Genomic DNA, 15514 nt, shown 5'->3' with positions numbered 1-15514 from the left:
CTCTTCAGCGCCGATGGTAGTCGGGGGTTTCCCCCTGTGAGAGTAGGACGCCGCCAAGCAAGCTTAAACCCAGCTCAATGAGCTGGGTTTTTTGTGTTAAAAATGAAGAAGAAACTGTGAAGCATATTTAGGGAATTTCTTTTCTGATACTAATAAAAACTGCTGAATTAACACGTAGTCATTACTTATATGCTGTGTTAATAACTCATACCACCATTCTGTTTCATACCTTGCAATCATCCCAACGTTATACAAAATCAAATAATGAATTGTCATTTCGGGAAGCCTCAGAAATTGCTCCCTTTGAGAAGGGATATAATATTGGTTCTTTTCCATGTCAAACAATAAGCTGGTCGATGTCCATGGCTCCTTGTCTTGTGGCGAAACTTCGAACAGCAGCCCGTGTTCATTTTTTTTTGTAAAAGACCATTGAAAATGATGGGACATGTATTCGGCAAACCTTGAATCAGACATTTTGTAATTGATTACTACTTCCTCCGGTACAAAAATTTCGTTCCTATCCTTCTCAACTTTTGTCATAAATCGTTCTTTCTGCTGAAAGTAGAAAGTATCGCTCAGTTCTGGAATGGCCATTAATAATTTTTTCATGGTATACCGTTCATCTACTATATCCGATTGTCCGAATAAATGTTTCATAAAATGTACGCATAGGCCATTCCGTTGTATTTTCACTTCATCATCGCTAAAACAATAATTTTGTTTCTTTCGTTTTCTTGTTGTTACGCCATGTGCCAGTACTGATGTATGGCTTGGATAATGAGGATCACGTGTAATTAAGCATGCTTTGATAAGCTGTGCCATTCCATAAAATAATAGAATCGGTTTGATTTCTAAGGGAGAATATGCGGCTTGTTTATAAAACGATTCAGCATGCTTTAAGAAATAAATAAACCGTTCACTGTTTTTAAAAGAGTTTTTTTTCGCATCGTCAATACCGTTTAAGATATAAACCTTTTCTAGAAATTTCTGGGTTGATTCAACGGAGTAAAATAGCGCTAAGTCTTTCCACTCATGATATGTCATGTATATTTCTTAATCCTTTCCGTTATCTAAATATTTCAACTCTTTCCCGCTTCCTTGACATGCTCTTGGCTAGTTGATAATCTACATATAATATTTTGCCGAAAAGAGGGGGATTTACTAATGTGGGAAAGTAAATTTTCAAAAGAAGGCTTAACGTTCGACGATGTGCTGCTTGTGCCAGCAAAGTCTGAGGTACTTCCGCGTGATGTGGATTTATCTGTAGAACTTACAAAAACGTTAAAGCTAAATATTCCTGTCATCAGCGCAGGTATGGACACTGTAACAGAATCAGCAATGGCAATTGCAATGGCAAGACAGGGCGGCTTGGGCATCATTCACAAAAATATGTCCATTGAACAGCAGGCTGAACAAGTTGATAAAGTAAAGCGTTCTGAGCGCGGCGTTATCACAAATCCCTTCTTTTTAACTCCTGATCACCAAGTATTTGATGCGGAGCATTTGATGGGGAAATACAGAATTTCCGGTGTTCCGATTGTAAATAACGAAGAAGACCAGAAGCTTGTTGGAATTATTACAAACCGTGACCTTCGTTTTATTTCTGACTACTCAATGAAAATCAGCGATGTCATGACGAAAGAAGAGCTAGTTACTGCATCTGTAGGAACTACTCTGGATGAAGCTGAAAAGATTTTGCAGAAACATAAAATTGAAAAGCTTCCTCTCGTAGACGACCAGAATAAATTAAAAGGTCTTATCACAATTAAAGACATTGAAAAAGTCATTGAGTTCCCGAACTCATCTAAAGACATTCACGGCCGCCTGATCGTTGGCGCGGCAGTTGGTGTAACTGGCGATACAATGACTCGCGTCAAAAAGCTTGTTGAAGCCAATGTTGATGTGATTGTTATCGATACAGCTCACGGACACTCTCAAGGCGTTTTAAACACAGTCACAAAAATCCGTGAAACGTATCCCGAATTAAACATTATTGCTGGAAACGTGGCAACAGCTGAAGCGACAAGAGCGCTTATCGAAGCTGGAGCAGACGTTGTCAAAGTTGGAATAGGACCTGGTTCAATTTGTACTACACGTGTTGTAGCCGGCGTCGGTGTTCCGCAAATTACAGCAATTTATGATTGTGCGACTGAAGCAAGAAAACACGGCAAAACAATCATCGCCGACGGTGGGATTAAGTTCTCTGGCGATATCACTAAAGCATTGGCAGCCGGCGGACATGCTGTTATGCTCGGAAGCTTGCTTGCAGGCACATCAGAAAGCCCTGGTGAAACTGAAATCTACCAAGGCAGAAGATTTAAGGTATACCGTGGCATGGGATCAGTTGCTGCAATGGAAAAAGGAAGTAAAGACCGTTACTTCCAAGAAGAAAACAAAAAATTTGTTCCTGAAGGAATTGAAGGACGCACACCTTACAAAGGACCAGTTGAAGAAACCGTTTATCAGCTAGTCGGAGGCCTTCGTTCTGGTATGGGGTATTGCGGGTCCAAAGATCTGCGTGCGCTAAGAGAAGAAGCTCAGTTCATTCGCATGACTGGCGCAGGACTTCGCGAAAGCCATCCGCATGACGTACAGATTACAAAAGAATCACCTAACTATACAATTTCATAATAAATTGTTACAAATTAAAAACATTTGACAGGGTCTCTGACTCTGTCTACTTTTTTTATACTGATTATGATAAAATTTATACTGTTGTGCATTGAAAATGTCCTTAACGGCTTAATTATAGATGAAGAAAATGAAATACGGAGGTCGTACGATTGAACATCAAGAAATGTAAACAGCTACTGATGTCATTGGTTGTGTTAACTCTAGCTGTCACGTGTCTGGCTCCAATGTCAAAAGCAAAAGCAGCCAGCGATCCAATTGATATCAATGCATCTGCTGCTATTATGATCGAAGCTTCTTCAGGTAAAATTCTTTACAGTAAAAATGCAGATAAGAGACTGCCAATTGCGAGTATGACAAAAATGATGACAGAGTATCTGTTATTGGAAGCAATTGATCAAGGTAAAGTGAAATGGGACCAAACCTATACGCCTGATGACTATGTGTATGAAATTTCCCAAGATAACAGCTTATCAAACGTTCCTCTTCGGAAAGACGGGAAATACACAGTAAAAGAATTATATCAAGCTACAGCAATTTATTCTGCAAATGCTGCTGCTATTGCGATTGCAGAAATCGTTGCCGGTTCTGAAACTAAGTTTGTTGAAAAAATGAATGCAAAAGCAAAAGAACTAGGCTTAACAGATTACAAATTTGTTAACGCAACAGGTCTTGAAAACAAAGATCTTCACGGGCATCAGCCTGAGGGGACAAGCGTAAATGAAGAAAGTGAAGTTTCTGCAAAGGATATGGCGGTTCTTGCGGATCACTTGATTACTGACTACCCTGAGATACTGGAGACTTCCAGTATCGCCAAAACGAAATTCAGAGAAGGCACCGATGATGAAATGGACATGCCGAACTGGAATTTTATGCTGAAGGGGCTTGTCAGCGAGTATAAAAAAGCGACTGTAGACGGACTGAAAACAGGTTCTACTGACTCTGCGGGTTCATGCTTTACAGGAACAGCTGAACGCAACGGTATGCGTGTCATCACTGTTGTTTTAAACGCAAAGGGCAACCTTCATACAGGCCGTTTCGATGAAACGAAGAAAATGTTTGATTATGCTTTCGACAATTTCTCCATGAAAGAAATTTATGCTGAAGGCGATCAAGTAAAAGGCCATAAAACAATTTCAGTTGATAAGGGTAAAGAGAAAGAAGTAGGCATTGTGACAAACAAGGCGTTCTCTCTTCCTGTCAAAAATGGTGAAGAAAAGAATTACAAAGCGAAGGTCACACTGAATAAAGATAACTTAACTGCTCCTGTGAAAAAAGGAACCAAGGTTGGGAAGCTGACTGCGGAATACACAGGTGATGAAAAGGATTACGGATTCATTAACAGCGATCTGGCTGGCGTAGACCTTGTTACAAAAGAAAATGTAGAAAAAGCAAACTGGTTTGTTTTGACAATGCGCAGTATCGGCGGATTTTTTGCCGGAATTTGGGGAAGCATTGTTGATACGGTAACCGGCTGGTTTTAATCAATTGAAAGAGCTCTGATGGAAGTTAGGGCTCTTTCGCGTAATATACTGAAAAAACCCAATTTTTAATAAAAAATGATTTTCAAAGCGCTAAAAACCGAATAAAATAGTATATATCCATATGAATTATTGGATTTCTAGGATACAATAAGGATTAGAAATCATATAACTATACCTTGATTAGGGGGACCAAGAAATGGCTCAAACAGGTACTGAACGTGTAAAACGCGGAATGGCAGAAATGCAAAAAGGCGGCGTCATCATGGACGTCATCAATGCGGAACAAGCGAAAATCGCTGAAGAAGCTGGAGCTGTCGCTGTAATGGCGCTAGAACGTGTGCCAGCAGATATTCGCGCGGCTGGAGGAGTTGCCCGTATGGCTGACCCTACAATCGTGGAAGAAGTAATGAATGCAGTATCTATCCCGGTAATGGCAAAAGCGCGTATCGGACATATTGTTGAAGCGCGTGTGCTTGAAGCTATGGGTGTTGACTATATTGATGAAAGTGAAGTTCTGACGCCGGCTGACGAAGAATTTCATTTAAATAAAAATGAATACACAGTTCCTTTTGTCTGTGGCTGCCGTGATCTTGGTGAAGCAACACGCCGTATTGCGGAAGGTGCTTCTATGCTTCGCACAAAAGGTGAGCCTGGAACAGGTAATATTGTTGAGGCTGTTCGCCATATGCGCAAAGTTAACGCTCAAGTGCGCAAAGTAGTTGCGATGAGTGAGGATGAGCTAATGACAGAAGCGAAAAACCTAGGTGCTCCTTACGAGCTTCTTCTTCAAATTAAAAAAGACGGCAAGCTTCCTGTCGTTAACTTTGCCGCTGGCGGCGTAGCAACTCCAGCTGATGCTGCTCTCATGATGCAGCTCGGTGCTGACGGAGTATTTGTTGGTTCTGGTATTTTCAAATCAGACAACCCTGCTAAATTTGCGAAAGCAATTGTGGAAGCAACAACTCACTTTACTGATTACAAATTGATCGCTGAGCTGTCAAAAGAGCTTGGTACTGCAATGAAAGGGATTGAAATCTCAAACTTACTTCCAGAACAGCGTATGCAAGAACGCGGCTGGTAAGAACATAGGAGCGCTGCTGACATGTTAACAATAGGTGTACTAGGACTTCAAGGAGCAGTTAGAGAGCACATCCATGCGATTGAAGCATGCGGCGCGGCTGGTCTTGTCGTAAAACGTCCGGAGCAGCTGAACGAAGTTGACGGGTTGATTTTGCCGGGCGGTGAGAGCACGACGATGCGCCGTTTGATCGATACGTATCAATTCATGGAGCCGCTTCGTGAATTCGCTGCTCAGGGCAAACCGATGTTTGGAACATGTGCCGGATTAATTATATTAGCAAAAGAAATTGCCGGTTCAGATAATCCTCATTTAGGTCTTCTGAATGTGGTTGTAGAACGTAATTCATTTGGCCGGCAGGTTGACAGCTTTGAAGCTGATTTAACAATTAAAGGCTTGGACGAGCCTTTTACAGGGGTATTCATCCGTGCTCCGCATATTTTAGAAGCTGGTGAAAATGTTGAAGTTCTATCGGAGCATAATGGTCGTATTGTAGCCGCGAAACAGGGGCAATTCCTTGGCTGCTCATTCCATCCGGAGCTGACAGAAGATCACCGAGTGACACAGCTGTTTGTTGAAATGGTTGAGGAATATAAGCAGAAGGCACTTGTATAAAACAGTTGAAAGCTGTGGAAACTTATAGTACATTATAAGCACAAATAAAGATCGAAAAGCGTTGATAGGAACTAGTAGGGAGCCTCTCTTTCTAAGAGAGCCGATGGTTGGTGCGAATCGGTGAAAGATGCTGTCTGAATCCATCCTTGAGCGAAATGCTGAAACAAGTAGGCATTTACGGGATAACCGTTATGTTTGAAAGTGGAAAACGAGTCTTTGATTTGTTTTCAATCAGGGTGGCAACGCGAGAGCTCTCGTCCCTTTATGGGGATGAGGGCTCTTTTTATTTTCGACAAATCAATAAAAAAAGGAGTGTTTCGCATGCTTGATACGAAAATGCTGAGAGCAAATTTTCAAGAAATTAAAGCAAAGCTTGTACACAAAGGCGAAGACTTAACTGATTTTGATAAGTTTGAGGCGCTGGATGATAGACGAAGAGAGCTCATCGGCAAGGTTGAAGAGTTAAAAGGAAAACGAAATGAAGTTTCTCAGCAGGTCGCTGTGCTGAAGCGTGAGAAAAAAGACGCGGATCACATTATTAAAGAAATGCGTGAAGTCGGCGAGGAAATTAAAAAGCTTGATGAAGAATTACGGACAGTGGAAGCTGAGCTTGATACAATCCTGCTCTCAATCCCAAATATTCCGCATGAGTCTGTACCTGTCGGTGAAACAGAAGACGACAACGTAGAAGTGCGTAAATGGGGTGAAAAGCCTTCATTTTCTTACGAGCCGAAGCCGCACTGGGATATTGCGGATGAGCTGGGCATTCTGGATTTTGAACGTGCTGCCAAAGTAACAGGAAGCCGTTTCGTGTTCTATAAAGGCTTAGGTGCTCGTCTGGAGCGTGCGCTTTATAACTTTATGCTTGATCTGCATGTGGATGAGTATAACTACACTGAAGTGATCCCGCCATATATGGTAAACCGCGCAAGCATGACGGGAACAGGACAGCTTCCTAAATTTGAAGAGGATGCATTTAAAATCAGAGAAGAAGATTATTTCTTAATTCCAACGGCGGAAGTGCCGATTACAAACATGCATCGCGATGAAATCCTTTCAGGTGACAGCCTGCCGATCAACTATGCGGCATTCAGTGCTTGCTTCCGTTCTGAAGCTGGTTCAGCAGGACGTGACACACGCGGATTAATTCGCCAGCACCAATTTAATAAAGTTGAGCTTGTAAAGTTTGTGAAGCCTGAAGATTCTTATGAAGAATTAGAGAAGCTTACAAACCAAGCAGAACGGGTTCTTCAGCTGCTTGAGCTTCCATACCGTGTCATGAGCATGTGTACGGGTGACTTAGGCTTTACGGCTGCGAAAAAATACGATATCGAAGTTTGGATTCCGAGCCAAGACACATATCGAGAAATTTCTTCTTGCAGCAACTTCGAAGCGTTCCAGGCGAGACGTGCGAATATTCGTTTCAGACGTGAAGCGAAAGGCAAGCCTGAGCATGTACACACACTGAACGGTTCAGGACTGGCGGTTGGAAGAACAGTTGCCGCTATATTAGAAAATTATCAGCAGGAAGACGGAAGCGTTGTGATTCCGAAAGTGCTTCGTCCTTATATGGGGAATAGGGAAGTAATGAAACCGTAAATTATGGAAAGGTGTGCCTGACAAGGTGCGCCTTTTTGCTTATGTAAACACGGCATTTTCATAAAAACAAAAAAAGTTTTTAAAAATGCTTGACCACACGAGAACATACGTGATATAGTAAGTCTTGTCGATACGGAGGAATACCCAAGTCCGGCTGAAGGGATCGGTCTTGAAAACCGACAGGGGTGTCAAAGCCCGCGGGGGTTCGAATCCCTCTTCCTCCGCCATATTGATTTTAATTCTAATGAAACACAAGCATATATTGGAGATTGTTTTGTCCGTTGCATTCGGTGCGGCGGATTTTTTATTTTAAAGAAAAAGTGAATCTCGACTGAGATTCACTTTTTTTGATTATCATGAATAACTGAAGCAATTTGATCTACAATATTTTCAATCGAGTTTTCGTCGTTCAGAAGATCATAATCTTCAATGCGAAGTTTTAAAACAGGACAGGCATTAAAACCGCTTATCCAGTTCTCGTAGCGTGTATGCATTTCTTCCCAATAAGACCTGCTTGTCTGAAGCTCCATCTCACGGCCGCGTTGTTCAATCCGGTTTAAAATGTTCTCCAGATCTCCTTCTAAATAGATCAACACATCTGGGTGTGGGAAATACGGTGTCATCACCATTGCTTCGAAAAGGCTTGTGTAAGTCTTATAATCAACCTTTGACATTGTCCCTTTATCAGCATGCATTTTTGCGAAAATTCCTGTATCTTCATAAATCGAACGATCCTGTACAAAACCTCCGCCGGCTTCAAAAATTGTTTTCTGTTCTTTGAAGCGTTCAGCTAAGAAATAAATTTGAAGGTGAAAGCTCCAACGTTCAAAATCATGATAGAACTTTTCTAAGTATGGATTATGATCGACTTCCTCCAAAGATGTTTTAAATCCAAGCCGTTTAGCTAAAGTTTTTGTTAAAGTCGATTTTCCGACACCTACTGTTCCTGCTACTGTAATAATTGAATTCTTAGGGATATGATGTTCCTTCATACGATAAGCTCCTTTACATGGGCGGCAATGCGTTCAAAGTCGCTCTTATTCAAAACGAAATCCTTTGAATCACCATCTACGGTTAACACTGTAAGTTCAGGGTCTGCTTCCTGCAGCTGCTTGATGGCGACTTCATAATCTGAAATCAGCTGCTCCAAATAGCTAGTTTCAATTTTTTTCTCAAAGGGGCGTCCGCGTTTTTCAATGCGGTGTAGCAATGTAGGCAGACTGGCCTTTATGTAAATGATGAAATTCGGCTTTGGCAGATCATCCGTTAGCAGGTGATATATCTTTTTGTATTTTTCCAGCTGATGTGGAGACAAGGTGCGTTCCGCAAAAATCACATTTTTATAAATATGATAATCAGCTATTACAGGCTGTCCCTTTTTTAAAAAGTGATCACTGGTGTCTTCAAGCTGTTTGTATCTGTGACAAAGAAAAAACATCTCGAGCTGGAAGCTCCATTCCTCTATATTGTCATAAAACTTATCAAGATACGGGTTATCCTCTACAATCTCATTGATCATAGGGAATCCGAACTCTTGTGAGAGCATCGTTGCGAGAGTTGTTTTTCCTGCCCCGATAGGACCTTCTATTGCAATAAAAGGGGCTGTATTCATCGGAATCCTCCTTATATCTGAAAAACGTGCGTCAGTTACCGACCTTCATATTGTATCACAACCCTTGGGTGCCCCCATGAAAAAAAGACGTTTCCAAATTATCGAAACGTCTTTTTGACAACATTAAATTGATCAGACAGCAGCAGCCAGTTTTGTGGAAAGGAAAGACCCAGCTTCCAATAGCTGATGCCTCTTAAATTCAGCTCTTTAATCAAATTGAATTTTGCTTGAATCGAGCGGGCATCCTCGAACCATACCTCGTGCCTTCTGTTTTCTGCATCAGTATAGCGGAAGAAAGGAGCTTGAGCGGTTTGGTCATACTGAATGGAAGCATTGTTCTGATCAGCTATGACAATGGCTTGCTGAGGGCTTACTGCTCTTGCTGGAGTTCCCCCTGCTGTATATGGCAGCGTCCAGTCATATCCATATAAATTCTGGCCCATGACAATTTTGTTCGCAGGCATTTCAGTCAAAGCATATTCTATGACATCACGGACAGGTCCAATTGGAGAAACCGCTTGAGGCGGCCCGCCGCTATAGCCCCATTCATATGTCATGAGAACAACAAAGTCGACAATTTGGCCATGTGCCCTGTAATCATGAGCTTCATACCATCTGCCCTGCTGTGTTGCACTTGTTTTAGGAGCAAGAGCCGTAGAAATTTCTAAGCCCTCTCGATGAAAAAGATCCCTTGCTTCGCGGAGGAATTGATTATAGGCCTCTCTATCCTGGGGCCGCAAATATTCAAAGTCGAAATGAATGTCACGGAAGTCATATCTCTTGGCATTCTCCACTATTTCATTTAGAAGCCTTCTTTTTACAGTTTCGTCGTTCAAAAGGATCCGGCCAAGTTCATCGCTAAATGCCTGGTTTTCTAGGTTCGTTATAATCATCATCAATGTTGTATTTTGACTTTCTGTAATGCTCCTTAAATTCGTTAAAGGCGGTGCGACTAAGGTTCCGTTACGCTGTGCCTGGAAGCTGAATGCGCCAAGGTACGTTAAGTAGGGTGACGCTTCTCTGGCCGCCTGCTGGAGATTTTCGCTGACTTGATTTCCTCGGGGCTCCAAATAAGCATTTGATTCGATGTCTCGTTTAGGGGCTGGTGGGATGTATAAACGGAAACCAATCTGAAGCACGGTATTTAACTGGATGCGGTTAACCCTTGCGAGCTCGGCTGCCGTTGTATTGAACTGCCGGGCGATAGATGTCAGGGTATCACCTCGCTTCACATCATAGAACTGGCCAGCTATTGGAATGACAATGGTTTGTCCGACAACAAGGCTGTCGGGATTCGGTATTTCATTCGTTTCAGTGATCTCACTTACGGTTGTTCTGTATTGTGAAGCGATAGCAGAAAGAGTGTCGCCTTGTTTTACCACATAAATTTGAATGAAAAACGCCTCCTTTCATATCGCTATCAATGTATGAAAGAAAAGCGCTGATCATGTTTATTTTTCTGTAATTTGTTCTTCCGTCGTAATTTCTGCGAAAAGAACATTCTCCATCATAGTTAAGGCGAATTCGTTATCTTCGTCACTGTTTGACGCGATACAGTCCTTAGGAATCGTGATGCTGTATTCCCTCATATAAGCGTCATTAGCGGTAAACAGCACACATATATTGCCGGCTATACCTGTTAAGATAATATGTCTCACCTGCAACTCAGTAAGAAGGGTGTGAAGTGCAGTTTCGTAGAAAGCGGAATGTTTTGGTTTGATTAAAAAATAATCAGCATCTTCCGGGGCTATCTTTGTGATGATATCCTTGCTTCTTTCATTTGTGCATTCTTGCTGAATGTTTTTAATGTCAGCTTGCCAAAGTCCATAATGATCATTGATGTAAATAATCGGCCATTCATTTTGTCTCGCGTGCTCCTTTAATGATAAAATATGAGGAACGATTTTTTCTGTTTTTTTAGCGAGGGTTTCTCCCATATCGAATTCAAAATTATTGATCATGTCTACAATGAGAAGGGCTGTATCTGCTTTGGACAATCGACAGTCTCCTTTCCGTTTCAGTTATAGTTAATATGTAGCCTTTTTAGGCAATGAAAAAACTTTGAAAAGAGAGCTTATCCTTATGACACAAGATGAACTTTATATGAAAGAAGCAATTAAAGAAGCGAAAAAGGCTGAAGAGAAAGGTGAAGTGCCAATAGGTGCGGTGCTTGTCGTTAATGATGAAATTATAGCGCGTGCACATAATTTAAGAGAGACTGAGCAACGATCTATTGCCCATGCAGAAATGCTTGTGATTGATGAAGCGTGTAAGGCACTGGGAACATGGCGGCTGGAAGGTGCGACTCTTTATGTGACGCTTGAGCCTTGTCCAATGTGTGCTGGTGCAGTCGTACTTTCTCGAGTGGAAAAAGTGGTTTTTGGCGCATTTGATCCGAAAGGCGGCTGTTCAGGCACGCTAATGAACCTTCTTCAGGAGGAACGCTTTAATCATCAGGCTGAAGTGGTGAGCGGTGTGCTTGAGGAAGAATGCGGCGGAATGCTCAGTGCGTTTTTCAGAGAACTAAGAAAAAAGAAGAAAGCCGCCAGGAAAAACTTGTCTGAATAGTACGGTTGCAATTTTTAGGGGAAACAGATATACTTAAGTGTGCATCGTAATAGATGCAACATAAAATTTGATATTTATTTTGCCGTGCTAAGCGGGGAGGTAGCGGTGCCCTGTACCTGCAATCCGCTCTAGCAGGGCCGAATCCCTTCTCGAGGTTCGTTTACTTTAAGGCCTGCCTTAAGTAAGTGGTGTTGACGTTTGGGTCCTGCGCAATGGGAATTCATGAACCATGTCAGGTCCGGAAGGAAGCAGCATTAAGTGAAACCTCTCATGTGCCGCAGGGTTGCCTGGGCCGAGCTAACTGCTTAAGTAACGCTTAGGGTAGCGAATCGACAGAAGGTGCACGGTAAATCAATCATCAAATTTTCAGACTCACCTAATATTAGGTGAGTTTTTTGTTATGTAAAAAGAGCTTTTGGAATCGAAACAAGGTTCATGTATAATGGGAATGATGAATAACGGAGGAGGGCAAACCCGTGAGTTACCAAGCTTTATATCGAGTATTCAGGCCTCAGCGCTTTGAAGATGTGGTCGGACAAGAACACATTACAAAAACGCTGCAAAATGCCCTTTTGCAAAAAAAGTTTTCTCACGCTTATCTGTTTTCCGGGCCTAGAGGAACCGGAAAAACCAGTGCAGCCAAAATATTTGCTAAGGCTGTCAACTGTGAAAATGCTCCTGTTGATGAGCCATGCAACGAATGTGCGGCCTGTAAAGGGATAACAAACGGGTCAATATCCGATGTCATAGAAATTGACGCCGCTTCTAATAACGGTGTTGATGAGATTCGTGACATTCGCGATAAAGTGAAGTTTGCCCCATCGGCCGTCACATATAAGGTATATATCATAGATGAGGTGCATATGCTTTCTATCGGCGCTTTTAATGCATTACTAAAAACATTAGAAGAGCCGCCTGAGCATTGTATTTTCATATTAGCAACAACTGAACCGCACAAAATTCCTTTAACCATTATCTCTAGATGTCAGCGTTTTGACTTTAAACGAATTACCTCTCAAGCGATTGTAGGCCGCATGAATAAAATTGTTGATGCTGAACAGCTGCAAGTGGAGGAAGGATCGCTGGATATCATCGCGAGTGCTGCAGACGGAGGGATGAGGGATGCCCTGAGCCTTCTTGATCAGGCCATATCATTCAGCGGCGATATCCTGAAAGTCGAAGATGCGCTTTTAATTACGGGTGCTGTTTCTCAATTATATATCGGGAAGCTTGCAAAATCCCTGCATGATAAAAACGTTTCTGACGCACTGGAAACATTAAATGAATTGCTTCAGCAAGGAAAAGATCCAGCTAAGCTGATAGAAGATATGATTTTCTATTTCAGGGACATGCTGCTGTACAAAACAGCCCCTGGCTTAGAGGGAGTGCTTGAGAAAGTAAAAGTCGATGAAACGTTCCGGGAACTAAGTGAACAAATTCCAGCTCAGGCCCTATATGAAATGATTGATATTCTGAACAAGAGCCATCAGGAAATGAAATGGACAAATCATCCGCGTATCTTTTTCGAAGTGGCCGTTGTGAAGATTTGCCAAACCTCACATCAATCTGCTGCTGATCTCCCGGAAGTGGATATGCTGATGAAAAAAATCCAGCAGCTCGAACAGGAAGTAGAGCGGCTTAAAACAACGGGCATAAAAGCAGCTGCGGAAAGCCCGAAAAAAGAAGCGCCGCGTGTGCCAAAGGGCGGGAAATCCAATTACAAAGCGCCAGTAGGCAGAATTCATGAGATTTTGAAGGAAGCCACAAGACCGGATCTTGATCTGCTCAGAAACAGTTGGGGCAAGCTTCTTGCTCATCTCAAACAGCAAAACAAAGTATCACATGCCGCTTTACTGAATGACAGTGAACCTGTGGCTGCCGGATCGGCGGCATTTGTTCTGAAATTCAAATATGAAATTCATTGTAAAATGGTCGCTGAGGATAACAACGGAGTCCGGACTAATCTTGAGCAGATTTTAGAATCGATGCTCGGAAAAAGAATGGATTTGATTGGCGTTCCAGAAGCACAATGGGGTAAAATAAGAGAAGAATTTTTAGAAGATCATCAGCAGGAAAATGAAGGATCAAATGAACCGGCTGAAGAAGACCCGCTTATTGCCGAAGCGAAAAAGCTTGTTGGAGCGGATTTAATTGAAATAAAAGACTAACAAAATGAAAGAGAGTGAATGCTATGCGTGGCGGAATGGGTAATATGCAAAAAATGATGAAACAAATGCAAAAAATGCAAAAGGATATGGCGAAGGCTCAAGAAGAGCTTGCAGAAAAGGTTGTTGAAGGAACTGCAGGCGGCGGTATGGTAACAGTAAAAGCAAACGGTCAAAAAGAAATCCTGGATGTTATCATCAAAGAAGAAGTCGTCGATCCTGAAGATATTGATATGCTTCAAGATTTAGTGCTTGCTGCAACGAATGAAGCTTTGAAAAAAGTTGACGAAATCACAAACGAAACAATGGGTCAATTTACAAAGGGAATGAACATGCCAGGTTTATTCTAGGGGGATAAAAGAACATGCAATATCCTGAACCAATATCAAAGCTGATTGACAGCTTTATGAAATTGCCAGGGATCGGACCGAAAACAGCGGTTCGTCTGGCTTTTTTTGTTCTAGGTATGAAAGAAGATGTAGTATTAGATTTTGCGAAAGCATTAGTAAATGCGAAACGCAACCTGACATATTGTTCAGTTTGCGGGCATATTACAGATCAGGACCCTTGCTATATATGTGAAGATACGCGCAGGGATAAGTCTGTTATCTGTGTTGTGCAAGACCCTAAGGATGTTATCGCTATGGAGAAAATGAAGGAATACAACGGACAGTATCACGTTCTTCACGGCGCTATTTCTCCAATGGACGGCATCGGACCGGAGGATATTAAAATACCAGAATTGTTAAAACGATTACAGGATGATCAAGTGACAGAAGTGATCCTCGCGACAAACCCTAATATAGAAGGGGAAGCAACGGCGATGTATATATCAAGGCTTCTCAAGCCATCTGGTATTAGGCTCTCCCGTATTGCCCACGGACTGCCCGTCGGCGGTGACTTGGAATATGCTGACGAGGTCACTCTTTCTAAAGCACTTGAAGGAAGACGTGAATTGTAAGGAGGAAAAAGCGATCCATGGGTTTTCTTCGCAAGAAAACATTAAGAAGAGAGTTTGATGAAAAACTAACCGAGCAGCTTTTTAAGCAAAAGGAAGAGTGGAACAGGCAAAAAAAGCTGGTTGAAAAAAGCTTAGAACCGTCTGCTGAAGTGTTATACGAACTGAAAGTAGCTGAAGCGAAGTATTTTTTTTACTTAAGGGAAGCGAAGCAGCGAAATTTAAAAATCAGCCGGTGGAAGTAAGTGGTCTAAACTCCTGGATCTTCTCATAAGCTTGTACTAGAACAAGCGAAGGAGATGAGAAGATTCATGGAGCCTATTTTTATTATTGGGATTATTTTAGGACTGGTTATTCTTCTTTTTTTATCAGGTTCAACTGCGAAGCCTTTAAAGTGGATGGGCATCACAGCTGTTAAATTTGTGGCAGGTGCTTTGCTGCTGGTTTGTGTAAATATGTTTGGCGGCAGTCTTGGCATTCATGTGCCGATTAATCTGGTTACAACAGCTATCAGCGGAATTTTAGGGATACCCGGAATAGCTGCGTTAGTCGTTATTAAGCAATTTATCATTTAATTGATATTATGTATTGACTTAGACAACTGAAGGTGTTATTCTAATATACGTCGCTGATGACGAACAGCTTTTTTGAAAAGAAAATGCTGAAAAGTTGTTGACAGTAGCGGCGGTAAATGTTATGATAATAAAGTCGCTTAAATGAGCGGCAAACAAAGTTCTTTGAAAACTAAACAAGACAAAACGTACCTGTTAATTCAGTTTTTAAAAATCGCACAGCGATGTGCGT

16 protein-coding genes, 1 tRNA gene, 1 other RNA gene and 1 other annotated feature are annotated in these 15514 nt (G+C 41.9%); of the genes, 13 read left to right on the top strand and 5 right to left on the bottom strand.

The genetic code is table 11. From position 1 onward, the window contains the following. Nucleotides 1-96: 96 nt before the first annotated feature. The gene (locus AC07VD_RS20740; protein ID WP_494721970.1) at nucleotides 97-1044 is read right to left on the bottom strand and encodes a YaaC family protein; all 948 of its coding nucleotides are present in this window, start codon (nucleotides 1042-1044) and stop codon (nucleotides 97-99) included. Between the two features lie 120 nt (nucleotides 1045-1164). On the opposite strand from AC07VD_RS20740, the gene guaB reads away from it, so the two are divergent. From guaB to AC07VD_RS20710, 6 genes are all read left to right on the top strand, one after another. After that, entirely contained in the window at nucleotides 1165-2631 is a 1467-nt protein-coding gene (gene guaB, locus AC07VD_RS20735) for an IMP dehydrogenase (RefSeq protein WP_003226803.1), read from the top strand. Between the two features lie 152 nt (nucleotides 2632-2783). Then, a complete protein-coding gene (dacA, locus tag AC07VD_RS20730; protein ID WP_024571610.1) occupies nucleotides 2784-4115 on the top strand; it encodes a D-alanyl-D-alanine carboxypeptidase in 1332 nt (443 codons plus the stop codon). A 196-nt stretch (nucleotides 4116-4311) separates the two neighbouring features. Next, the gene (gene pdxS, locus AC07VD_RS20725) at nucleotides 4312-5196 is read left to right on the top strand and encodes a pyridoxal 5'-phosphate synthase lyase subunit PdxS (protein ID WP_003247145.1); all 885 of its coding nucleotides are present in this window, start codon (nucleotides 4312-4314) and stop codon (nucleotides 5194-5196) included. 21 nt (nucleotides 5197-5217) lie between these two features. Beyond that, nucleotides 5218-5808, top strand: coding sequence for a pyridoxal 5'-phosphate synthase glutaminase subunit PdxT (gene pdxT / locus AC07VD_RS20720; RefSeq protein WP_003226797.1), 591 nt, complete (start codon nucleotides 5218-5220; stop codon nucleotides 5806-5808). Nucleotides 5809-5860: 52 nt separating this feature from the next. After that, nucleotides 5861-6073 (top strand) — a binding site (T-box leader). Between the two features lie 56 nt (nucleotides 6074-6129). Continuing rightward, complete coding sequence (serS, locus tag AC07VD_RS20715) at nucleotides 6130-7407, top strand: serine--tRNA ligase (protein WP_041339595.1); 1278 nt, start codon at nucleotides 6130-6132, stop codon at nucleotides 7405-7407. Between the two features lie 134 nt (nucleotides 7408-7541). Further along, nucleotides 7542-7634: transfer RNA gene (locus tag AC07VD_RS20710), tRNA-Ser, on the top strand. A gap of 111 nt (nucleotides 7635-7745) precedes the next feature. Here AC07VD_RS20710 and dck read toward each other — a convergent pair. From dck to AC07VD_RS20690, 4 genes are all read right to left on the bottom strand, one after another. Then, nucleotides 7746-8399 (bottom strand): deoxyadenosine/deoxycytidine kinase, encoded by a 654-nt coding sequence (gene dck, locus AC07VD_RS20705; RefSeq protein ID WP_003226792.1) that lies wholly within the window; start codon nucleotides 8397-8399, stop codon nucleotides 7746-7748. After that, nucleotides 8396-9019 carry a deoxyguanosine kinase gene (gene dgk, locus AC07VD_RS20700; RefSeq protein WP_003226790.1) on the bottom strand — a complete coding sequence of 208 codons (624 nt, stop codon included), beginning with the start codon at nucleotides 9017-9019 and terminating at the stop codon, nucleotides 8396-8398. Before dgk ends, dck begins: the two co-directional genes overlap by 4 nt. A gap of 98 nt (nucleotides 9020-9117) precedes the next feature. Next, a complete protein-coding gene (locus AC07VD_RS20695) occupies nucleotides 9118-10401 on the bottom strand; it encodes a LysM peptidoglycan-binding domain-containing protein (RefSeq protein WP_494721971.1) in 1284 nt (427 codons plus the stop codon). 69 nt (nucleotides 10402-10470) lie between these two features. After that, nucleotides 10471-11016, bottom strand: coding sequence for a cysteine hydrolase family protein (locus tag AC07VD_RS20690; RefSeq protein ID WP_003226786.1), 546 nt, complete (start codon nucleotides 11014-11016; stop codon nucleotides 10471-10473). An 85-nt stretch (nucleotides 11017-11101) separates the two neighbouring features. On the opposite strand from AC07VD_RS20690, the gene tadA reads away from it, so the two are divergent. From tadA to bofA, 7 genes are all read left to right on the top strand, one after another. After that, nucleotides 11102-11587, top strand: a complete 486-nt coding sequence (gene tadA / locus AC07VD_RS20685; protein WP_003226784.1) for a tRNA adenosine(34) deaminase TadA — start codon at nucleotides 11102-11104, stop codon at nucleotides 11585-11587. Nucleotides 11588-11669: 82 nt separating this feature from the next. Continuing rightward, an RNA gene (ffs, locus tag AC07VD_RS20680) (signal recognition particle sRNA large type) lies at nucleotides 11670-11934 on the top strand. Between the two features lie 129 nt (nucleotides 11935-12063). Further along, nucleotides 12064-13755: a DNA polymerase III subunit gamma/tau gene (gene dnaX / locus AC07VD_RS20675; RefSeq protein ID WP_217020716.1), complete on the top strand. Its 1692-nt coding sequence runs from the start codon at nucleotides 12064-12066 to the stop codon at nucleotides 13753-13755. 23 nt (nucleotides 13756-13778) lie between these two features. Further along, nucleotides 13779-14102, top strand: coding sequence for a YbaB/EbfC family nucleoid-associated protein (locus tag AC07VD_RS20670; RefSeq protein ID WP_003225427.1), 324 nt, complete (start codon nucleotides 13779-13781; stop codon nucleotides 14100-14102). A 14-nt stretch (nucleotides 14103-14116) separates the two neighbouring features. Further along, complete coding sequence (gene recR / locus AC07VD_RS20665) at nucleotides 14117-14713, top strand: recombination protein RecR (protein WP_494721972.1); 597 nt, start codon at nucleotides 14117-14119, stop codon at nucleotides 14711-14713. A gap of 17 nt (nucleotides 14714-14730) precedes the next feature. Further along, nucleotides 14731-14955: a YaaL family protein gene (locus tag AC07VD_RS20660; RefSeq protein WP_003242387.1), complete on the top strand. Its 225-nt coding sequence runs from the start codon at nucleotides 14731-14733 to the stop codon at nucleotides 14953-14955. Between the two features lie 66 nt (nucleotides 14956-15021). Continuing rightward, a complete protein-coding gene (bofA, locus tag AC07VD_RS20655; RefSeq protein WP_029726362.1) occupies nucleotides 15022-15285 on the top strand; it encodes a sigma-K factor-processing regulator BofA in 264 nt (87 codons plus the stop codon). The last annotated feature ends 229 nt before the right edge of the window (nucleotides 15286-15514 follow it).

The sequence above is a fragment of the Bacillus sp. GW821-FHT01G09 genome (assembly GCF_059422205.1).
This window is presented reverse-complemented; position numbering and strand designations above follow the sequence as displayed.